Consider the following 23399-nt stretch of genomic DNA (forward strand, 5'->3'; position numbering starts at 1 on the left):
ATATTATTGAAATACGGAAATCTTCTCAAAAGTAGGTTTATCAGTCACTTTCAACGTATTTCTGGGGGAAAAATATACTTCCAGCGAAAGAGTATCCGGTTGAAAAACAGTCATACTCAATGTGGCTTTAGTATATAAATACCTTGTATCCAATAAAGCTCTTGGTGAGCCTTTGGTATAAGTCATGATTTTTTTGATATCCTCCGGGGTATACTTTGATTGTGCTCCGGTCAGTTGCTCTTTTATGTATTTCCATCTTCTTGTGTTAAATTTATTTCGGGTATGATTGTCTGTGCTGCCCTCCAGAATAAATGAATTTACAGAAGCGACTGCATCCTTTATTCCCCATTCAACACCTTTATTAAGTCTTGATTCATCAGTTCTGACGGCACGCCTAACCCGTCCTGCTCCGGTACCTCTCCCGCTGAAATTGTTTTCCAGAACTTTACTCTCATTTGGGTCAGAAAATACAATCAGGTGATTTACCGAATACTGTTTATTTTCGTCCTTCATAAAATCGATAGTGGTTTCCATTTTGTCGGTGTTTTCCAAGGCATATCTTAAATCCAGAGGATAAGACCTTTTCCCCGCCGACGAATATGCCGCTCCTGATGTTGATTCCTGAACCGCAGCAAATATCTTTCTGTCATTAAGCCCGGTTATTATACCCATAAAGCCCATATATCCAATGGAGCATATGCTGCCTTTTGCATTTTTCATTGTAATAACCGCCTGAATTCTGGGTAGTTGATTCTTGTTTCCGCCATACCAATCAAGAATTCTTCCGGTAATTGTTTTTCCCGTTACACTCTTTGAACCAAATACTGATACAAAACTGCACTGTGTAGATCTGATGACGTCTAGGAATAAATTGAACAGAATAAACTCGTCCTTTGATATTTTGTTGTCTCCCCTGATATTTTTGTCACCGCCGGAAAACACTTCCGACATGCCTTCAATTTCATCTCTGTATTCTTTATCAATCTGTGCTTTTACATCATCAACTCTCCAAAAAGCTTCATGATACTCACTTTTGAAAAGGTTTTCAGCTATGTATGAATCCACCAGAGCTTCATAATCAGGTACAACAGAAAGTATTCCTCTGGCAAATTCTTTTCCTATCTCTTTGTGGCTTAATCCTTTTGTAAAATCAAGTGATACATCGAAATAGTTTCCTTTATCCGTTATAGTTACACCGTTTCCTTTATAATCCCGAGAACCTTTTACAACAGATAATTCCTGTGTGCATGCAGTCTGAAAAACCAGTAATATAAATAATAACCCTGCTAGTAATCTTTTCATTCCGACTCCCCCATTACACGTTTACCGATCTAATACTGCTGACTATCTTCCCCATGTCCATTTTGATTATCCTATCAGCCTCATCAAAATATTTATCATCATGAGTTATTGCTATTACGGCTTTTCCTCTTGCTTTAAGTTCCGGAAGGAGGGTTTTGTAGAAGAACTTTCTGAATTCAGGGTCCTGATCAGATGCCCATTCATCAAAAAGATATGCCGGTCGATCCTCCAGGTAGCTAACCAAAAGGGCAAGTCTTTTTCTTTGTCCTGAAGATAGCTTGAGTGTACTGAATTCCCCGTCCTTTATTTCAACCTTGCTGTCTATTCCAAGAATATTAAGATATCTTTCTATGTCATTAAGCTTGTCCTTGTATTCAATTCCGTACAGCTTTTCGAAAAGATGATAGTCACTGTAAACTGTTGAAAAATATGCTCCCAGTTCCCTTGAATTCACTCTTTGACCGTTAACCAGCACCTGTCCTTCGTCCGGCAGATACAGTCCGGTTATGAGCTTTGCAAGAGTGGACTTTCCGCTACCGTTGCCCCCCATAATAAAAACAATTTCTCCGAATTTAAAGGTATAATCAATAGGGCCCACTTCAAATGATTCCCCGTTTTCATTTTTATAGGCAAACTTGACACCACTGAATTCAATTGTGAGGTTTTCTTCGGTGTTTTCAATATCGGAATCCCTGTAATCCTCATCTGCTGAAATGCTGTTGGCAAAGCTGCTTATTCTCTTCCAGCTTACTACCACTCTCATACATGTGGGAACAATAGCAAAGAGTGCTTCATTTATTATTCCTCCCATATACAAGAGTACGAGTACAAAGTTTTGTAAGGTTGAAATTTGTATGTCAAACAGTATTGGAAACGTAAATACAATAGCACCGATTACCCCTGTATACAGAATTTCTCCCAGTATGGTAACATTTGTGAATTTAAAATCCCCTGCTATTCGAGAGTCACGGTAAGCCTCACAGCTGTCTGTTATGTCACGTCTGAACCCCATTCTTTTTCTTGTATTGATATAAAGCTCCTTAAAGCCTTCTACAAGGTCTTTTATGTTTTTAAAGAATGTGGTCTGATAGTTTCTGTTCTGTTCAAAGAATTTTTGAGCACCCGATACAGCCAGCTGGAATATGCCTATTGTAACAATAAGTACAATCAGAAAGAACAAAGTTCCTCTTTTATCGAGAATTGCCAGATATATGAAGCAGGTTATCAGTGTAATAACTCCTGTTATACCTGCCACCAGATGCCCTACGAAATTTCCTATTGTTTCAGTATCATTATTTAATGCTGCATAAATGTTGCCGTCTTCAAGAGATGAGAATTTTATATAAGGAGCTTTTAATATTTTGTCTATTATCTGGATACGCTTTTCGTATATGATATTATTGGTAACAGATATGAGTTTTTTCCGTACAATCATTGCTGCTATTGTAAAAAGTAGTATTCCACATATAAAAAATATGTATAGTCTGCTTTCTATAAGCGTCCATTTTTCTACGTCTCCGGCAAGGATTCCAAGTGCCCTGTTTATTATAAAAACAACTATTGAATTTCCAATACCGCTGATTATGCTTAGAGATATTACCATAAAATAAGGTTTGTCATTTGGTTTATAAAAAAATGAGGTTAATACAAAATATATGTACAATATAGAAATTACAAAGCTTAAACAAATTATAACTTTTCCAACGTTATCAGGCCCTACTTTCTCCAGACTGTTCCAGGATGACCCGAAAAAAAGAATTTGCGGTACATTGTAAAGGCAATAACCCACACATCCCATAAATACAAGAGACATTACAAAATTAAATAGTCCTTTAATTCCCCCGCCCTTAAAATACCTTTCTCTACATATAATTTCTTTTGTTGAAATAACAATATAGAATATCGTTATTAAGGACACAACGGCTGAAATACATAATATTGCCCAAAACATGCCGTCACTTATCATTAAACTCCTACACCCCCCTGATGTAATAACACTCTCATATAACCGTTAAAAGTGTTATTCATATCCTTTATTATTTATGTTCCTCCGGTATGATTGGAATGGGTGCGGTGTTAATTACAGGGAGTTTAATGAACTTGGCGGAACACTATATAAATACATATATGATTATATAAGAAGGGGGTTAGCTTTTTATGGAATTATTAATGAATGTTTTATGAAAGTTTTATGAAAGATTATTGAATTATGGTTTTTAATTCCATATCAACCTGTTTATTGCAAACAGGGTATTCATCAGGTGTGAAAATCTTCAGGCTTTCCTTGTATTCCTCAATTGCACGTGGGATTAATTCCGGGTCATTTGCTGATTCTGACAGCGACTTGTAAATATCACCCAAATATTTGTGTATTTGAGCATACTCCAGTGGAAAGCTCTCCACGGTCATTACAGTCAACGCATTTTCATAGGCGTTTTCAGCCATTAATCCATTGTTTTCCTTATCAGTGATTAATGAGAGGGATCTGCATACATTTCCCAGGTTATATTGCAGTAAAGCCCACATTTCTTCATTTTCTCCGCTGTCTGCTTGTTTAAGAAGTGTTAGATATTTATTCTGTGCTTTGATAAAACTTTCAACAGCCATTTGTTTTTTCCCAAGAGAATAATAAACCATACCCGTATTGTAGTCGGTTAAAGCACTCTCTATATAGGTATCGTCCAAATAGCCGGAATTTTGTATCTCAGCATAGATATCTGAAGCAGCTGTCAAATCAGCTTTTTTTCCCGATGCCTCCCATGAATTGAAATATGCATTCGCAAGATTGTTCAAGGTAATAAAATAATTTTTGCTCCGTTTATTTGATGAATAAATTCTAAGTGCATTAGTATAGGCCGATATGGCATTCCGGCTGTTATTTTGTGCATCCCGAAATCCGGCAAGAATATTATAAGCGTTCCCCATATTATTTGTAACATGGGAATAGATTTCGGGATTTTCCTTTTCTGATATGTTTTCTAAAATGTTTTTATATTTTTCAATGGCCTCTTCCGGCTTTTTTGCACATAAAAGTATGTCAGCATCATCTATCTGGTCATATACAGTTTCTATTCCGTAAGGCTCAAATATATTCACAATTATACCGTCTCCGGCAATAATAATATTTCCCTGACCGCTGATATTTATATTCCCGGTATCTCGGTTTGAAAGTACTATCAGGTTATCCTTCCTGTCCCACCTGACTTTTGTTCCGAATTCCTGAGCTATAAACCTACTGCTTACATATGATATACCTTTTATAACAACAGGAGGATTGTTTTGTAAAACAGAAGTTCCATTAAGTGTGGCAATATTACTGCCTATTTTTATTACAAGTGTACTTTCTCCTTTAAGTGCCTGCACCGTCTTGTTCTTTGAATCCCAGGTTATTTTCCATCCAAGCGCTTCTAGTACAGGCTTTATTGGTATAAAAGGCTCTTTTTTTATTATTATCGGCTTTGCTTCAAAATCAAAAGAGGGAGTTTGTACTGTGTTTGTATTTTCAGCATATGCTTTGACAGCGCTTGTCCCCGTAACAATAAGAAATGTAATTATTATTAACAACAACTTTCCCCTCACAGTAACACTCCCTTTTTTATATCCACTACTATTTGGCTAAATCTTTATTTATCTGCATTATGTAAACTTTTATTTGTTCCAAGACAGCATCATTTTTAATATGATTTATAGCTGCATTAAAATATTTTAGTGCCTTTTTTAGATTTTCTTGCTTGTCTTTTACATCCGATATGTCTAAAAAGCAAATACCAAGTTGTTTTTGGATTTTGGCATACATTGCAGGATTATCTTTTTCCTGTATCATGGTTTCAGCCTTCTGATAAGCTTCTATTGCTCTTGTCAGGTTTTCTTCCTTATCCTTGAACATTGATAAAACGTAATACATAAATCCCATTTCAGTATTAATTCCCGGATCACTAACAAGTCCATTTTCGTCGGTGCAGTAACTCTGCAATTCCTGATAAATTTCTTGTGAATTATTTAATATATCTTCTGAGCCCTTTAGTTGTGCTAACTTAACATATAATGCAGCCTGATTAGCTCTGACTTCTACGTATTCGCCGGAGTTTTCTTCCGGAGTATACACTTTTAATGCTTCCTGACATGCCTCAAGACCCTTGTTAATTATATCTTCTGAGGGGCTTGCCTCGGCAATTGCAGTACATACATATCCTATGCAATATTGGGAAAAGGCATAGTCCAACGGGTATTTATCCAATGTGTAGACCTTCAAAGATTCCTCGTAACTGTCCCGGGTTTTTGCCAGATTTTCTACCGTGTCCTTGATCTCAGACATTGCCCAATATGCTGACCCCATATTTATTACCGTATCTGCATACCGTATTGGGTACTTGTCAAATGTATATACCTTTAATGCTTCCATAGAGGCTTGTATGGATTTATTTATAATTTCTTCGTCGTCAAGTACATCTCCCAAATTCATATAAGTATATGCGAGATTGCATTGTATTAAAGCGTAACTCATAGGTTGCTTTTCCAATGTATTCACCTTCAGAGCCTCATCGTATGCGTCTATAGATTTATATAGATTATCCATCTGAAAGGCTAATGAGTACAAAGATCTATAAGCGTTTCCTAAGCTGTTCTTTATGTCTGCGTAATACATTGGATACTTCTCAAATGTAATTACATTTAATGCCTCGTTATACATTTCAACAGCTTTTAAGGTATTTCCCTCCTTGTCATCTACTTCGCCAAGGCTTTTGTAGCATGTTCCCAAATAATAAGTATTTAATGAGTAATCCAACGGATACTTGTTGGAAGTATATACTTTCAAAGCTTCCTTGTATGCACTTATAGCCTTCATGAGATTTGCCCTTTTTGAGCTAAGAATTGAGAGTTTGTAATAGACTGTTCCAAGCCTGTTCTGTGCATCTGCATAATTTAAAGGATATCTCCCTATTGTGAGAACCTTCAGGCTCTCATTGCAGGCCAACGCTGCCTTGGTAAGATTTTCCCCGGAATCTCTTACCTCTGAAAGCTTAACATAAGCAAAGCTAAGGCACATATTGGTTACGGCATAGTTAACAGCGTTCTTTTCCGGAGTAATAACCTTTAATGCTTCGTTATACGCTTTAATGGCTTTTAAACCGTTTTCTTCACGGTCTCTAATATCAGCCAACTTTCCATAGCACTGACCGATATTGTTTTGTACATATCCGTATTCGTTTGGATACGTATCGATGCTGCACGCTTTCAAAACCTCATTGAATTCCTCAAACGCCTTGGATATATTTTTTTCCGGCTCTGACAGCATCCCCAAGCTCGTATAAATTAATCCCAAAGTATTGTGTAATTTAATATTTGTCTGGATGTTTTTTTCAGGTGTAAAGAACTTTAAAGCCTCATTGCAGTATTCCATAGAAGTTTCAAGATTTTTTTGCCGGTCTTTAACACCAGCCAGCACTAAATAAGCAGAACCGAGATTGTTTTGTATTCGGGCATACTCCTGTGGGTATGCATCCCGACTGTATACTTTCAGGGCTTGGGCATAAAAATCCAGAGCTTTAGAAATGTTTTTTTCAGTATCTCTTACCTGTGCCAGAATAACATATGAATATGCCAATCCATTCCGGGCTGCCGCATATACAACCGTGTTTATTTCAGGAGTACTGACTTTAAGCGCGGCCTCGTATGCCATAACCGCTTTTTTTGCATTGTCTTCCTCGTTAATAATTACGGCAAGCCTATTATATGCATTACCAATGTTTACCTTGGTTCTCCCATATTCTTCAGGATTTTGCGAGCTTGAAATATTCTCAAGGACTGTTTCATACATGCCTATAGCCGCAGTATAGTTATTATTTTCCAGTAGCTTGTCGGCATCATTTATCTTATCGTTGATTTCGTTAACTCCGTATTTGTTTGTTATGTTTACCAGAATATTATTCCCTACAGCTATTACACATTCATTGGAATTCTCAACATTTATATTAATATTATTTTTGGAGCCGGATATGTATAAGGTATTTTCATCGCTTTTCCATTTAACAATTTTGTTTAGTCCTCTTTCGATTATCTGTACAGGTACATATAACCTTTGTTGATACAAATATGAGTCTGAACTGAAAGTAATTTTCTCGCCGTCTGCTATTATTTCCTTGCTGCCAACCTTGGACGAAAGCAGCTTACGATTCTTTATTGCCGTGGCTGTTTTCGTGTTTTTATCCCAGCTTACATCATATCCGAATAAGGTCATTGTTTCTCTGAAAGGTACAAACAGCTGATTATTCACAAGTTGAAGAGGCATGGCAAATTCTATGGGTTCATTGTCAATTCTGATTTTAATTTTATCCGAATTTGCCCCTACAGAAGTTATCTGCGCTATTATAATTAACGCAAACGCCAGTATTCCTAAAAATTTTTTCATGAACATCCCTCCGGTATTTTATTTTACTTTCTTTCTCATACTTTTTCACATGCATTACTGTACTGGAGGTATAAATTTTGCTGTTTAAATTGTAAATTTTTATTTTCCGCTTGTATCAGTGGCTTCAGCCGACGATGCCGCTGTCCCCTCTTTTGAGCGAGAAGTATCGGAAGCCTCATTAGTTTTGTTGTTACTAATTATTATGTTGTTGCCTACTCCAATGTTTAAATCGGAACTTCCGGATATGTTTATATTTATATCGTTATTTTGCTGATCGGTTTGAGTATTTATATTATTATTTGTTTCTGGTCTGTTTATAGTTTTATCCTTTGATTTATCCACATAAGCAGAACTTTTTTTCTGCTTGTTATTGTCGTTTTCCCGGCTTTCATTTGTTTTCTTTTCATCGGACTTCTTTGCCGGCACTGCTTTCTCTGCTCTTGCCGAAACATCCCCCTGACCTGCTTTTGCAGGGTCATTTACCTGGTATGCTGATTGAGTGGATTGAGTGGATTGAGTCGGATTTATGTCGGAAGCAACTTTTTTATTGTTGTTGCCTGCCTGAATAAATGTATAGCTTAAAATAGCAACAATAACAATTACGGTTAAAACGCTTCTTGCTTCTATAAACTTTTTTGCATTCCTCAGTTTACTTCTGGGTATCAGATTGATTTTACTGTTTTTAAGTACAGAATTTTTCTTAGTTTCTGTACTTTCCGGATTACTTTTATTTTTAAGTAGCTCCAAATCAAACCTTACAATTCCTTTATATCCTCCCACTAATCCCTTTTCCAAATCCAGATTGTATTCATCGCTACTGCTTAGCTTATCGGTGAATCCATTACTTGTGTTTACATCAGGTACATCATATGACCAGGAAGTACACACATTTAAAGATTCTTCGAGAAATTCACCAAAATCTTTTATTTCGATAATCATTTCTTTTATTTCTTCTGTAATGGAAGAGCAGTTAATTATCGTTAGTATTTCTTTTCTGATCATTTTACGCTGTACTTCACTTGATTCTTTTACTGCAAACTCCACAATTCTGGATATATCTTCTGATTTAATTTCTGCTTTGTTATTTTTCCATTTAGATATTATGGAAACTTCTTTAAGTAAATATCTATCTGCTAGTATATTGGCATTTTTTTTTGTTATTTTAAACAAAATACCCAGTATGTTTTTAAGATTAAAATAATTATCTTCCATACTAATACTCCTATAGGGTTTTCTTTGGAATTTTATTAAACTAAGTACATTTATTATTATTTTACCATAAATTATCTAGTATTGTAATCAAATTACATATACTTTAGCGGGATAAGACAAAAAAAGATATTTTGTTGTATATATGTTGATTATATGGTATTATTTGTATGACTTTTAGTTTAGTCCATGGAGGTGATAGGTGGATTTAAAGTAAAATTAAAGGTTCTTGGAAGTACTTTTCTCATTTATATATTCCAATTCACAACTTTCATTCCCTTAAATATTTAATCTCCAAAAGAGAAATGTATTAGTATTTTATTTTATTTGGGAGGAAAAAGTATGAAAAAAACAATTAGTGTATTTCTTGTATTAATAATGCTTTTGACATTATTAATACCGTCAGGTACAAAGGTTTCAGCAGCAGAACCCGGTGTATCAGACCCCGGTGATGATTGGCTGCATGTGGAAGGTACAAATATTGTAGACAAATATGGCAACAAGGTATGGATTACAGGTGCCAACTGGTTTGGTTTTAATTGCCGTGAAAGAATGCTTTTAGATTCATATCACAGTAATATTGTGGCAGATATCGAAATGGTTGCAGACAAAGGAATTAACGTTGTCAGAATGCCAATTGCTACAGACCTGCTATATGCATGGAGTAAAGGCGAATACCCTGCTTCTACGGATACAAGCTACAATAATGCTGATCTGGCAGGCTTGAACAGCTTCCAACTGTTTAATTTTATGCTTGAAAACTTCAAAAGGGTTGGTATCAAGGTTATTCTTGACGTACATAGTGCTGAGACTGACAATATGGGACATACCTACCCGTTATGGTATAACGGCACCATAACAGAGGATGTCTTCAAAGCAGCCTGGGTGTGGGTTGCTGACCACTATAAAAACGATGATACTATTATTGGTTTTGATTTGAAAAATGAGCCACACACAAATACAGGTACTATGAAAATGAAATCCCAAAGTGCTATCTGGGATGATTCCGCTCATGCAAACAATTGGAAAAGAGTAGCACAGGAAACAGCCCTTGCTATAATGAAGGTTCATCCTAATGCATTGATTTTTGTTGAAGGCGTTGAAATGTACCCTAAAGATGGTTTATGGAATGATGAATCCTTTGATACAAGTCCCTGGACAGGCACCAATGATTACTACGGCAACTGGTGGGGTGGCAACCTGAGGGGTGTAAAGGATCATCCTATTAATCTGGGCGCTTATCAGAAGCAGCTTGTATATTCACCACATGACTACGGCCCTATGGTTTTTGAGCAGGAGTGGTTTAAAGGTGATTTCCCAACTTGTGATGATGCTACAGCAAAGAAAATACTTTATGATAAGTGTTGGAAGGACAATTGGGCTTATATCATGGAAAACGGAACAGCCCCTCTGCTTATAGGTGAATGGGGAGGTCTCACGGAAGGAGAAGACAAACTTCTGGAGGCCAATAAAAAATATCTCAGAAGTATGAGAGATTATATTTTAGAAAACAAATACCAGCTCCATCACACTTTCTGGTGTATAAATATTGACTCAGCGGATACAGGCGGACTTTTAACTCGTGGCGAAGGAACTGCTTTCCCCGGCGGAAGAGACCTGAAATGGAATGACAATAAGTATGATAACTACTTATATCCTGTGCTATGGAAAAACAGCGAAGGAAAGTTTATCGGCCTGGATCATAAAATCGTTCTTGGAAAAAATGGCGTATTGCTTGGCAGTCCTGATCAACCAACTATTAAATATGGAGATGTTAATAAAGACGGACAAATTGATGCACTTGATGTTATTGCATTGAAATCATATATTTTAGGTATAAATCAGAATATTGACACTCAGGCAGCTGACCTCAACAAAGACAACTCAATAGATGCGTTGGATATGCAGATTTTGAAAAGGTATCTTTTGGGTCAGGTAGCTCAATTGCCTCTGGGTTAAAAAAATCCCGACTTATTGAAAAATTAATCAAAGTATAAGCAAAAGGGAAGTCGCCAAACGACTTCCCTTTTGACATGTTTTCAATAGTACAGGCATACAATGTACTATAATCTTGCAAATATTGAGGGGATGAAAATGGTAAAAGTATTTTTGTCATGCAGCAGTCACGACCAAACATATATTAAATATATAATAGATGACTTGCGAACACTGCCTGAAAAATATAAACTGTTTTACTTTTTACCTCCTTACAAAAAGGACATCCCCATTGACAATATCATTGAAAGATTATATGACATTGACTTGTTCATTTTGTTTATAACAAATAATTCACTTAACAGCCAATTTGTACAGCGTGAATTGAGTCAGGCTATTTATTTAAATAATTTAAATAGAATTAAAGAAATATGCCCAATTTCATTGGATAACAGTATAGATGTATTTAAGGACAGCCGAATACCCGAATATATTAAAAACCGTATTTATTTATCAGAATCACCTTTAGAAACAGTGCAAATAGTAAGGAATTTTATATTAAATTATTAGGTAACCGATATGAATGATAAAAACAGACTTTACGCTAAAAATTATTTATACAGAAACCTTAATTATTACGATAAAAAGGCAGCCTCCAACAAAAAGCTGTACAACCTATTTGTCATACTGGACATAGTTATTTCAGCCTTTATACCTTTTACTGCCTTATTTAATGACGTATTTTTTCAGACCAAATATATTGTTGCCCTGATGGGTTCATTTATTACTATTTTGTCTGCTTTTAAGACAAGTTTCGGTTTGCACAAGAAGTGGGTTGAATACCGTACAACTGCTGAAATTCTGGAATATCACAAACGTCTTTATTTAACCGAATCAGCTCCCTATAACAAATCAAACAAACATGAGCTGCTGATTTCTAATGTAAATTCTATAGTTGAAAAGGAGAATCGGACGTGGAGGTCTGCTGAACTTAGTATAAAAAAACCTTCCAGAAATTAATATATCAATCAAATATTTAATATTGTATAGGTCTTTAGAAAGATTTCCCTTTTACACGGATATCTTTCTCCGTCAACACCTGTTATAATATAGTCTCCCTTGCTGATGTAATGCTTCCCTTCCAACGTAATTATAAAAGGTATCTCTTCGCAAACATCAGGGTTTACATAATTTTCAGTATCCAGACCTGCGTTAATTGCTGTTTGAATGTCGTCAAAACCGTCTTCCAACCCTCGTCTGTATTCAATTGCTTCAATTGGTATAGGGTTTTTAATATATTTTGCCAAAATAGATTCACCTCATGCATATTATCGCTCATTACGATATTTTTTATTCAAATTCACCATAGTCCTCAATACATAATATGTAAAAAAGTATAAAATGCCATACTTGATTAAAATTGTTCAATATTCTTTACTTTAGGTTTATGGTAAAATTATCATATATTTTTATGGTGGGGTGAATCTCAATCAACAATTTTATTGAAATTAAAAACGCAAGAATACATAACCTTAAAGGAATAGATATAAAAATCCCTAAAAACAAACTCACTGTTATCACAGGAGTGTCAGGCAGCGGAAAATCCAGTCTGGCCTTTGATACCCTTTACGAAGAAGGCAAACGCCGCTACCTCATGTTTTCCGGTACACAGTTTATGATTGACAGTACACCGACCTTTGACAGCATAACAGGACTTTCCCCTACTGTTGCAGTGGAACAGAGAATAATAAGGCAGTCAAATCCACGCAGTACGGTAGGTACACGGACAAAAATCAGCAATATCCTTGCCATGTTATTTGCTGCTTACGGAACAAGGGACAGCAGATATAATGACGATCTTCCCCTATCTATGGAAATGTTCCAGAAAAATTCTCCTAAGGGGATGTGCGTTAAATGTCTGGGGTCAGGAACTGTAAAAAAAGTGGATGAAGAAAAACTATTCGGGGACTTATCTTTAAAGGTTGAAGATGTATGTCTAGGGCTAGGCAAACGTGGTAGCACCAAGAAAATGCTGGACAGCTTTTATAAACATCACAATATATCCCCGGAGCAAAAGCTATCCTCTCTTTCAGATGAGCAGTTATTCTGCTTAAAATACGGAGACAGCGGTAAGTCCTCTTTTATGGGATTTATACCATGGATATTTCATGTTACAAACGGTGCATTTTCAACCAATAGCCGTCTTTTGTATTTACTGACCGGAGCAGGCTACATGACAAAATCCTCCTGTCCGAAATGCGGCGGTACAGGACTTGGGGTACATGCCTCCAGCACTACAATAGGCGGTAAAACCATATCTGAACTTGACAATATGTACATTAAAGACCTATTTGGTTTTCTCAGTAGCGCCCCTGTTAAAAAGTCTCCGCTGCTTAATGAGATACTAAGTAAACTATCTTGCATGGTTGACGTGGGACTTCACCACCTCTCCCTTTCCCGTCCGGTGCCAACCCTGTCCGGCGGTGAGATACAAAGACTGTTTCTGGCATCATATATTATTGCTGAAATGGACAGTATAATATTTGTTTTTGACGAACCCACAATTGGTCTGCATGAAGTGGAAAAAGAAAAGCTGATTTCCATAATAAGAAACCTTGTGAACCGTGGTAATACAGTAATTGCCGTAGAGCATGACGAAAACTTCATGCGCTGTGCCGATTACATAATTGACCTTGGCCCATTTGCGGGAATTAACGGCGGAGAGCGGATTTTCCAAGGCAGCTTTGACAAATTTCTGGAATGTAACAATTCAAATACTGCACCATATTTAAGGAATGACGGCCTTCTAGATATAAATCAAACCTGCAGAACAGTTAATTCTGACAAAATACTCAAAATTGAAAATGCAAATATTCATAACCTTCAGAACGTGAATGTCACCATTCCATTAGGGTTAATGGTGGGTGTTGCAGGCGTATCCGGCAGTGGAAAATCCAGCCTTATTTCAGACACACTCGTTCCTAAATTAAAGAGTTTACTAAATGACAAATTTGTTGGGGACGAGGACGAGAACAATGAAGGAATTTCGGAGAATAATTCTGTCATAAGCGGTTGGGAACAAATTAAAAAATGTTTGGTTATAGACCAAAAGCCTATCGGTAGAAGTCGCACCTCTTGTCCTGCTACTTATACAGGAGTATTTGACCGTATACGTGCTTTATTTTCAAAGGAAAGCGGTTCGTCTGCCGGCCTTTTTACTGTTAATTCAGAAGGTGGCTGCAAAGTTTGCAAAGGTGACGGTGAATTACATTATCATGTGGGATTTGGAAATTTTATTGATACGGAATGTGAAGCATGCGGTGGGACAGGCTTTATACCCGAAGCTCTTGAAGTAACTCTGGACGGTAAAAATATAAGAGATATCCTGTCCCTTACAGTAGATGAGGCGGTAGTATTTTTTAAAGGCAGAGACAAACATATAGATAAAACACTTGCTACTCTCCAAAGGGTAGGTATGGGCTATATAACCCTGGGACAAAAGACTCCAACCATATCCGGAGGTGAAAGTCAGCGTATTAAGCTGGCAAAGGAACTTTCAAAGGGACAATCAGCCAAGGATTCTGTTTATGTACTGGATGAACCTACAACGGGCTTGTCTTTTTACGATAGTGTAAGGCTTATGAAACTGATGGAGGAACTTGTAGACAAAGGTAATACCGTCATTGTAACAGAACATGACCCCTATATATTGTCTAACTGTGATTACATTATTGAAATGGGACCGGGAGGCGGCAGTGACGGTGGAGAACTGATTGCGGCAGACTCTCCTGAGGCTTTAAAAAACAATCAAAACTCCATAATAGGAAGGTACTTGAAATGAATAATGAGTTGTCAGAATACATAGACACTTATATAAAACAAAAGCAATACAGACTTATAAACAGTATCCTTTTGTTTAGGGATGGCCAGCCGATTCTGGAAAGGTATTATAATAACTACACTAATAACAGCCGGAATAATATAAAATCTATATGGAAGAGCATTTTATCTATTTGCACAGGAATATGCCTTGATAAGGGTTACATAAAAAGTCTTGATGAACCTGTTGCAAATTATTTAAGTCAATTTGCTGCCAACAATCATCCCTATCATAAGCTGATTACCATACGACACCTACTGAACATGTCCTCAGGTATTTACTGGAACGGCGGAATTCATTATCACTGCCCTATGCTTGAACAGCTCTGGCGTTCTGATAATTGTCTGGAACACTTGGCTGATGTAGCAATGGCAAATTTACCGGGAACAAAATTCGTTTACAAGGAATGGGACGTCATTTTACTGTCTGCGGTCATTTCCAAGTCCGCAAATATGGATACTTACGAATTTTGTAAGTCTTATTTGTATGAGCCTCAGGGAATAATAAGCGGTGAATGGGCGAAATTGCCGGGGGGTATAAATTATAGTATAGACCGAAATTTAAATATTGAGGCTCAATCCGATTTATCAGCCGGAGATTTGGCTAAGCTTGGTTTCCTGCTTCTAAATAAAGGTAACGGTATTTTAAGTGAAAGTTATATAAATCAGGCTGTTTTACCATCTCCAAATACGCCGGAATACGGCTGTCTTTTTTGGCTATTCGAAGGCGGTTTTGCATGCAGGGGTTACGGAGGTCAGGAGATAAATGTAGTCCCCGGCAAAAATATTGTATATGTTATTCAGGCAACACCCACAAGCCGCAGCAAAAGCTACGGGGATGTATTCAGGGTGTGTATGGATTTCATGGACAAGGGCAGTATAATGTAGTAAACTTCAAATAAAAAATAATACAGGTGGAGGTTTAAGATGAAACAAAATGTACAACATAATTACAGAGCAGGAGATTCAGATGAAATCACACGCCATTACTTTGATTCGCTTTTGATTGAAATGCGGCACATTGATTCGGTAATACCATCTACTGCTCTTGAACTTTATGGAGAAAAATTTTTTACACCAATAATGACAGCTGCACTGTCCCATCTTAATAACAGCCGTCCAAACGGAATGGTAGAAATGGCAAAAGGAGCCAAGGCTTCCAACGCAGTTATGTGGACAGGCATGGGTGATGAAGCTGAGCTGGAAGCAATAACAGCCACCGGCGCCAAAACCATCAAAATTATTAAGCCTCATTCTGATAATAATACAATTTTCAAGAGAATTGAACATGCGGAGAAATGCGGTGTACTTGCCCTTGGCATGGATATCGATCATTCCTTTAACAGTAAAGGGGAATTTGACAATGTTTTGGGCCTTCCAATGTCAGGTAAAACCCTCGATGAAATCAAAGAATTTGTAAAGGCCACCAAACTGCCTTTTATAATTAAAGGTGTACTTAGCGAAAAGGATACATATAAATGCCTTGAAGCAGGTGTTAAGGGTATAGTAATCTCTCACCATCACGGAATTATTGATTATGCAGTTCCTCCCCTTATGGTGCTGCCCAAGATTGCAAAAATCGTAAACCGCAGTATACCAATTTTTGTGGATTGCGGTATTGCCAGCGGTATAGACGTATTTAAGGCATTGGCCCTGGGTGCTGACGCAGTGTCCGTTGGGCGTACGTTAATTCCCCACCTTAAGGAAGCCGGAGCCAACGGGGTGCAGAGCAAAATTGAAGAATTGACTGAAGAACTTGCAGGTGTAATGGCAAGGACATGTTCAAAGAACATTGCCTCCATTAATGCTTCTGTGATTTGGCAAAGTCCTGTCGGACCTAATGCATTAACTCCGTAATATTAACTATTTTAAGGACTGTATCCGATTTTTACCGGACTCAGTCCTTTTTAGTATAAGCAGTAAAACCGATGTTTTAAAATCAACTGCTTGCACTTGAGTAATTTCTGATTGCCACTTTCCATAAGAGACGTACCAATACAAAAGCCACAACAGGGGCAATTAGTCCCCATGCAAAATATAGCGGGCTCATCTTATCAAGAATAAAAAGAGCAGGAAAGTTTGTTACCACAAAGATAGGAATTACAAAGATTCCGATTCTTTGGAACCATTTACTAAAAACTACCATAGGTACATTATTTATATCCCAGAAAGAATTAAATGTCTCACCTATTGCACTGGTGTTAATAAACCAGAAGGTTAAAATCTGAGGAATAAGAAAAAGTGAATAGCCTATAGCGACACCGCAGGCAACAAACATTGCGTAGCCAAGAATTTGAAGTATCGTCAGGGAAAGCTTCATCCTGATAACTCCCAAAGCTACCAGAATAATACCGGCTGTAACATCAGTCACAAACAAACCCATATCTGAGCGGCGTAAAGTTGCAATAAATTGGACTGAAACAGGTTTAACCATGTAAAAATCCAGCATTCCCTCACGCACCAATGTACGCATACTCATAAAATTGACCATGAACAACCCTGCATGGAAGCCTGTCAAAATAATAAATGTCCCCGCAAAAACCAAAAGCTCATTTGGAGTAAAGCCGTTTATATTGGCACCTGAACGGAAAATTACAATAACATAAAGAAGCTTTACAAAGAGGTACCCGATTTCCATAGCTATACCGGAAAAGAAATTAACTCTGTATTCCATCTGTGCCATTAAATTGTTTTTTACAAAAATCCAATAGACAATAATATGCTTCTTTATAACTTTAAGAATTCTCTCCATTTTAGCTTTAGCCCCCTACCGCTATGTACTTCTTTGACCCTATGAACCAGAATAAATTTGCAAGCAGTGCAATGCACAATATCCACCCGACCTGTATACACAGGCCTCTTGCTATTCCCCAACCGATAATCTGGGAATTTAAAACATCAACAGGAAAGTTGATAGTATACTTAAACGGCATCAAATCCAGTATGGACACCACTTTTGAACCGAAAATACTAAGGGGAAAAATACCCCCGCTTAAAGTAATAATTATTATCCGCACTGCTTCAAAAATAAAGCCGATTTCATTTAGCCAAAAGCAAAGGGTGCTTACACAAAAGAAGATTAAAAAATTAAGGCACAGAGATAATATCAAAGAAATTGTAAATGCCACCATGGCCTGTACAGTAAGGACGACACCCAGCGAGAACTTCAATACTAAAATTGAAGTGATAAATAGAATTATCATTACAACAAGGTTTACAACCTTTTGCCCCATAAAGCAGCAAAGCTTATGGGTAAAATACCCTATCGGACGAACGATAAATTTGTTCAGTCCGCCATTTTTTATATCCTCATTTATTTCAGCTTCAAAATCAGTTCTGACAAACCTGGATACCAGCTGGGCTATAACAGTATACTGGATAATCTGAGCAAAAGAATATCCGAATACTACCGAACTTTCGGAATTTTTATAAACAGATATCCACAGAAAGGTTTGTATGAAAATAGGAACTATTGCAGCAAGTATGCTTAAGAAAAAATTAGCACGGTACTCCATTGCATTCTGCATTCCAATTTGAAATGAAAACAGATATTTGTTAGATGATCTCATTAATTAATTCTATCCTTTCTGAAGCAGCATTGCTATGCCTTCCTCAACAGGGACATCGACAATATTAAAATCCTCAACCGGGAGCTTATCCTGTATACTCTTTGTTAACTGTAATGCATTTTGACGGTAAACCTCAAAGGTGGCTGAATAGCCGTCAGTTTCAAGCACTTCTCCGAAGCTTTGCAGCACAGGCAATTCCACTTGCCGTGATAATTGTAGACGAACCAGCTTCTTTCCGCTGAATACATCATTTATCCGAGCCAATTCACCGTCATATACCACGGCTCCCTTGCTTATAACAACAGCCCGCCTGCAAAGATCCTCAATATCCTTCATATAGTGACTTGTGAGAAGTATTGTAGATTTATACTGTTCATTGTAGTATTTTAAAAAACTGCGAATTTTCTTTTGTGACATTATATCCAACCCTATAGTCGGCTCATCAAGGAACAGTACTCTGGGTTTATGTATCAGAGCTGCAATCAGCTCCATTTTCATCCGTTCACCAAGTGAAAGACGACGTACCTGAATATTCAGCAAATGCTTTACGTCAAGGAGTTCTGCAAGTTCTTCCAGAAACTGTGAATAAGCCAGGTTATCCATTTCATAAATACACTTATTCAGATAAAAAGATTCACTGGCAGGAAGATCCCACCACAGCTGGTTCTTTTGACCCATAACAATGGAAATATTCCTTTTGAATTCAACTTTTCGTTCCCATGGCACAAAACCGCATATTCTGGCTTCTCCGCTGGTAGGAAAAAGTATTCCAGACAGCATTTTTAAGGTAGTTGTTTTACCTGCACCGTTTGAACCTATAAATCCTACCATTTCACCTGCTTTAATTTCAAAGGAAACCTCTTTTACAGCATCTTTACATAGTTTTTCTCTATGAAAAAGATTTTTTACGGAGTTTCCCAGTCCTGTCTGCTTTTCGTAATATGAAAATTGCTTAGAAAGTAATCTTACTTCAATTTCGGACATTATCAGTTCTCCTGTATAAGTAATTTACTTTACCAACTATAACATGATTGGTAAAATAAGTAAATAATTTAAACTACTTCCTTAGTTTCGTCACACCAATTGATATTATTTTGTTTTAGAGCATCCATCAAAATATCTCTCCATCTCTGCATATCTTCTGGTCCGAAAGTGTTTGTCCTGATTGCATAACCCGTTAGTTTTTCCTTACCCACCTGTATGTAATTTGAGAAGTTTTTATCAATCCATGTTATACCATAATGATCAGGTCTTGAATACAGGTCTGTACCGGGGTACGGCAAACATGGATAAACCGTAGCCTCACCAAGTTTCAGGCCTTCAAGAGATTTTATGGTTTCGGAAATTGTCTCATCGCTTTCCCCGGGAAATCCTACTATGAAAAAACCTCTGGTTCTGATTCCGGCTTCAAATGCATTGTTCAGCCCCCATTTAATACGTTCAATTGATGTGGCCTTCCCCATTTTAGACAGCATTGATGCTGACAGTGATTCAATTCCTACACTGATATGTGTACAACCTGCGTCAAGCAGGGTTTTGCAAATGTCAAGGCTTAATGACTCCGCCCTGGCAAAAATCCTCCACTTGATATTTAGTGGTTTAATCAATTGACATATTTTCATTGCACGTTTAGGATCAGCCAAAAAATTATCATCATTAAACCTGAAAGCTCGCCAGCCCTTATCATAATTCATCCTTACTTCTTCTATAACGTTTTCGGGACTTCTGGCCCTCCAGTATCCACGCTTGCTGACATTGGAATTGCAAAACCGGCATGTGAAGTTACAACCCCTGGAACTATCGAGACATATTACAGGCAGATTGTCTATTCGCCTTGTATATTTGCTCATATTGCAAAAGTAATCATAGTCCGGAAAAGGAAGGTCATCTAGGTTCTTAATAACCTCCGCCTCAATAATTCTATCAGGAATTATTCCTTCTTTTACTTTTTTTATCAAGTCATAAAAAACATATTCGCCCTCACCGCAGATAACCACATCAAAATCCTTTGCAACCTGTTCCGGCAATGCACTTGCATGTGGTCCTCCCGCAACTACAATAGATTTAGGGTATTTTTTTCTTAATTCTCTTAGCAACTTTTGTGCTATGTCATAGGTAGCTGAATAGGTCCCTATACCATAAATCTCAGCTTCCTCAATATAATCGATTAAGTTATCTTCAAGCACACCTGATAAATCACATACCTTTATATCAAAGCCCTTTGACCTTACATATGTTGCAATTGAAACAAGTCCACCCGGCGGCTGACGTTCATCATCATCAACAAATGGTATCGGCAAATTTATTAATACTGTTCTAACCTCTTTTATCATTAGCCCACTTCTCCTCCTCATTTAAAAATATTACGGATTTGTATGAAATAGCACTTGTGCAGACTGCCTTGAGAAAAAATCTTCAATTATCTCTCTGATATTAAATCCTAACTGTAAATTATTTATCTCATGGCGACTAAAGTAACCTAGTCCTGCACCCTCATTCAGTTTAACCTCTGAAATATCCAAATCCATTTTCATATGATAAACGAATTGCAAATGCTCCTCTTCCTCGTCGTTATAATGGTAATTGCAGTAGAATGTGAAATCAGATATATCCAGATTAAGTTCTTCCATCAGCTCACGCCTGATAGCTTCCTCAGGAGTCTCACCACACTCTTTTCCGCCTCCAAATAGTACCCATGTTCCGGGGTACTTTATTTTTGGATTACAGTCCCTGTGGTGAAGAAGGAGCTTTCCCTGTGAGTCTTCAATTATTATGGCTGTTCCAATTTTATGTATTTTGCTATTTTCTGACGCACAGGCCTTTTCGTATATTATGTCAATAAAGCAAAGGGGACTATCAGCATTGGGACTGCCTCCCTGACTGTATGAATCCACCACGCAATTTCCAAAACACCTCTTTGAATAGTGATTACACTCCAAACACTTTGAACTTTTGTTTATGCTAAGATTTCTGTATACATTCCAGCGGGAAGAATCAAGCCATATATCAATGAAATTTCCTTCTGACAGATTACCTGCAGTAAACAATATTTTGGCGGGGGTATTCTCTGTCTCATTGGCAGGTGAGACCACACAGCCGTATACTTCTCCGAAGGGGGATATTGCAGCAACTTCTATCCCTGCTGCACAGCTTTTATTATTAAGTAATGAGGATGGAAATTTCTCAGATAAATCAGGGGCTTCAATAATGTCATAATAGGTTTGTATTCTAACCTTGCATTTCTTACGAAGCTCCGTTACTTTTGAAACAACAGAATACATATCAGCAGGTAAAAGCGGTGTGCCGTACCCAGAGCCGTCAGCCCTGCCAGAAACCCGCAGAGGGGCAAGATTGACACCATCAATCCCCATTTCATCTGCCAAAGCAACAATTTTCTCTAGCTGGTCTCTGTTTTCCCTGCATATGACACTGTTTATTTTCAAGGTTATATTCCCAACTTTTTTTAATTGTCTTATGGTGTTGGTTATTGCCTTGAAGGTTCCCTTCCCCCGGGACTTATCGTTATATTCTTCTGTACCGTCAAGACTTATTATAACTATCCTTATACCCGACTGACCTATTCTCTCTATTAGTTCATCACTCCACACACCGTTAGTACCCAGTGAAATAAAAAAGTTCTTATCCTTTATATATTTGACTATTTCAAAAAAATCCGGATGAAGTGTGGGTTCACCACCTGTAAGCCTGATTTCAAAGGTTCCCGCTTTATACAGTTCGTCTATAAGTCTGAAAATCTGCTCTTTCCCAAGTTCCTTAGAGAAATCATTCCGGCTGTTGTTGTAACAGTACACACATTTAAGATTACAGCGTCTGGTTATTTCAAAATAGACCTTTGAAGGAGCCGATAAGCAGTCTGAAGGCAAGGATTCCCGGTCTTTTTGTGGCCTGAATATTGTAAACAAGGGGGTATTGTTTTCATCAAAAAGATATTTGAATTCATCTGAATTATGCTCCAAGATGCTCCGATACTGCAATTCAGTTAAGTATGATGTTGAGCCGGTCAAGCTATCAAACAACATAGCCCCTTCTTTTTCTTCACGAATCTTATATGTTTTCATATTATTTATTCCTACTGTTTAAAATATAATTTATCTGATTCTCACTCTTTACTGAATCAGATAATAAGGGCTGACAATATGTACAATTTCCGCAAGGAAGGTTATTTGTAAAATCAACCAGTTCAGGCTTATTTTCAATCTGTGAGGAGCGTATTTTGGCCAATTTTTCACCATGCCATATTTCCTGAATTGACTGTTTCTTCAAATCTCCCAAAACCAGGGTCCTGTCCATTTCCGGACCTTTAAACAGCTCATTGAAACAGACTACAACCTCCCCGTTGGTATCAACATTGAACCTTCCCCAGTGGACATGGCATGCAACAACCTTGTTATTCTTGATTTTATCTTCTATGAGACTGTTATATGAATGATAAGACCTTACAAAAATATCGTCGGCATAACCGGTTTTTTCCCAATATGACAGGAAACTTTGGTCGTATTCCTTATCATCGCTTTCAACACGGCTTAATAAAAACCTTGTACTCAAGTGATTGTCATTGATATATTTATGCATGTACTCTATGTTTTCCTTAACCAGCTCAAAAGCATCCACGCCTTTTGTTTCTTTATAGTCCATTGAATCTATACTGTTAACTGAAACTTCCACAACACTGCACTTTGAAACCACTGTTTCAAGCAGCTTCTTATCTGTTGTAACAGCATTAGTAAATATCCAGGTTATGATTCCCTTTGAGTGGGTATACTCAACCGCTTCAATCAGATTTTCCCACATCAGCGGTTCTCCCACAGAATGAATACGAAGGGTACAGTGTGGATATGCTGCTACTTCATCCGCAATTTTCTTAAATACCTCCAAGCTCATAGAACCGCTTCCAAATTTCTCTTTTCTTTCACTTATTGCCGTAATGCCTATCGGGCAGTGTACACAGTTTGCTGAACATTCACCCTTGAATATACAAACATTGATTATATTGGGAAACTGATATTGCTCTTCGGATGAAAATCCTGCCGGTAAATTAATCATAATAACCTCCTAAATTTAAATATTTATTTTTT

18 protein-coding genes are annotated in these 23399 nt (G+C 37.3%); 6 read left to right on the top strand and 12 right to left on the bottom strand.

The window, feature by feature from the left end; genetic code table 11:
- Nucleotides 1-3 precede the first annotated feature (3 nt).
- From CLO1100_RS13435 to CLO1100_RS13455, 5 genes are all read right to left on the bottom strand, one after another.
- Nucleotides 4-1302 carry a C45 family peptidase gene (locus tag CLO1100_RS13435; protein ID WP_014314300.1) on the bottom strand — a complete coding sequence of 433 codons (1299 nt, stop codon included), beginning with the start codon at nucleotides 1300-1302 and terminating at the stop codon, nucleotides 4-6.
- Between the two features lie 13 nt (nucleotides 1303-1315).
- Nucleotides 1316-3268, bottom strand: a complete 1953-nt coding sequence (locus CLO1100_RS13440; protein WP_014314301.1) for a cyclic peptide export ABC transporter — start codon at nucleotides 3266-3268, stop codon at nucleotides 1316-1318.
- A gap of 233 nt (nucleotides 3269-3501) precedes the next feature.
- On the bottom strand, nucleotides 3502-4881 hold the full coding sequence (locus CLO1100_RS13445; protein ID WP_014314302.1) for a copper amine oxidase N-terminal domain-containing protein: 1380 nt from the start codon (nucleotides 4879-4881) through the stop codon (nucleotides 3502-3504).
- Between the two features lie 28 nt (nucleotides 4882-4909).
- Nucleotides 4910-7711, bottom strand: coding sequence for a stalk domain-containing protein (locus CLO1100_RS13450; RefSeq protein ID WP_014314303.1), 2802 nt, complete (start codon nucleotides 7709-7711; stop codon nucleotides 4910-4912).
- Nucleotides 7712-7810: 99 nt separating this feature from the next.
- Nucleotides 7811-8923, bottom strand: coding sequence for a hypothetical protein (locus CLO1100_RS13455; protein WP_014314304.1), 1113 nt, complete (start codon nucleotides 8921-8923; stop codon nucleotides 7811-7813).
- A 339-nt stretch (nucleotides 8924-9262) separates the two neighbouring features.
- Here CLO1100_RS13455 and CLO1100_RS13460 point away from each other — a divergent pair, with 339 nt between their 5' ends.
- From CLO1100_RS13460 to CLO1100_RS13470, 3 genes are all read left to right on the top strand, one after another.
- Nucleotides 9263-10879, top strand: a complete 1617-nt coding sequence (locus CLO1100_RS13460) for a cellulase family glycosylhydrolase (RefSeq protein WP_014314305.1) — start codon at nucleotides 9263-9265, stop codon at nucleotides 10877-10879.
- A gap of 135 nt (nucleotides 10880-11014) precedes the next feature.
- Entirely contained in the window at nucleotides 11015-11425 is a 411-nt protein-coding gene (locus tag CLO1100_RS13465) for a toll/interleukin-1 receptor domain-containing protein (RefSeq protein ID WP_014314306.1), read from the top strand.
- A gap of 9 nt (nucleotides 11426-11434) precedes the next feature.
- On the top strand, nucleotides 11435-11875 hold the full coding sequence (locus CLO1100_RS13470) for a DUF4231 domain-containing protein (RefSeq protein WP_014314307.1): 441 nt from the start codon (nucleotides 11435-11437) through the stop codon (nucleotides 11873-11875).
- An 8-nt stretch (nucleotides 11876-11883) separates the two neighbouring features.
- Here the strand turns inward: CLO1100_RS13470 and CLO1100_RS13475 are convergent, their stop codons facing one another.
- Nucleotides 11884-12162, bottom strand: coding sequence for a hypothetical protein (locus CLO1100_RS13475; protein WP_014314308.1), 279 nt, complete (start codon nucleotides 12160-12162; stop codon nucleotides 11884-11886).
- Between the two features lie 278 nt (nucleotides 12163-12440).
- Between CLO1100_RS13475 and CLO1100_RS13480 the strand changes: the two genes are divergently transcribed.
- The 3 genes from CLO1100_RS13480 to CLO1100_RS13490 are packed head-to-tail and all read left to right on the top strand — an operon-like array spanning nucleotide 12441 to nucleotide 16591.
- Nucleotides 12441-14696: an ABC transporter gene (locus CLO1100_RS13480; RefSeq protein WP_242836567.1), complete on the top strand. Its 2256-nt coding sequence runs from the start codon at nucleotides 12441-12443 to the stop codon at nucleotides 14694-14696.
- Nucleotides 14693-15622: a serine hydrolase gene (locus tag CLO1100_RS13485; RefSeq protein WP_014314310.1), complete on the top strand. Its 930-nt coding sequence runs from the start codon at nucleotides 14693-14695 to the stop codon at nucleotides 15620-15622. Before CLO1100_RS13480 ends, CLO1100_RS13485 begins: the two co-directional genes overlap by 4 nt.
- 39 nt (nucleotides 15623-15661) lie before the next feature.
- Complete coding sequence (locus CLO1100_RS13490) at nucleotides 15662-16591, top strand: alpha-hydroxy acid oxidase (RefSeq protein ID WP_014314311.1); 930 nt, start codon at nucleotides 15662-15664, stop codon at nucleotides 16589-16591.
- 82 nt (nucleotides 16592-16673) lie between these two features.
- On the opposite strand, the gene CLO1100_RS13495 is transcribed toward CLO1100_RS13490, so the two are convergent.
- The 6 genes from CLO1100_RS13495 to CLO1100_RS13520 form a co-directional block, all read right to left on the bottom strand.
- Entirely contained in the window at nucleotides 16674-17486 is an 813-nt protein-coding gene (locus CLO1100_RS13495; protein WP_014314312.1) for an ABC-2 family transporter protein, read from the bottom strand.
- A gap of 7 nt (nucleotides 17487-17493) precedes the next feature.
- The gene (locus CLO1100_RS13500) at nucleotides 17494-18303 is read right to left on the bottom strand and encodes an ABC-2 family transporter protein (RefSeq protein ID WP_014314313.1); all 810 of its coding nucleotides are present in this window, start codon (nucleotides 18301-18303) and stop codon (nucleotides 17494-17496) included.
- 9 nt (nucleotides 18304-18312) lie between these two features.
- The gene (locus CLO1100_RS13505; protein WP_014314314.1) at nucleotides 18313-19287 is read right to left on the bottom strand and encodes an ATP-binding cassette domain-containing protein; all 975 of its coding nucleotides are present in this window, start codon (nucleotides 19285-19287) and stop codon (nucleotides 18313-18315) included.
- 68 nt (nucleotides 19288-19355) lie between these two features.
- Entirely contained in the window at nucleotides 19356-20636 is a 1281-nt protein-coding gene (locus tag CLO1100_RS13510; protein ID WP_014314315.1) for a radical SAM protein, read from the bottom strand.
- Nucleotides 20637-20666: 30 nt separating this feature from the next.
- Entirely contained in the window at nucleotides 20667-22382 is a 1716-nt protein-coding gene (locus CLO1100_RS13515; protein WP_014314316.1) for a radical SAM protein, read from the bottom strand.
- Between the two features lies 1 nt (nucleotide 22383).
- Nucleotides 22384-23367: a radical SAM protein gene (locus tag CLO1100_RS13520; RefSeq protein WP_014314317.1), complete on the bottom strand. Its 984-nt coding sequence runs from the start codon at nucleotides 23365-23367 to the stop codon at nucleotides 22384-22386.
- Nucleotides 23368-23399 lie beyond the last annotated feature (32 nt).

The sequence above is a fragment of the Clostridium sp. BNL1100 genome, assembly GCF_000244875.1.
GTDB lineage: Bacteria > Bacillota > Clostridia > Acetivibrionales > DSM-1351 > Ruminiclostridium.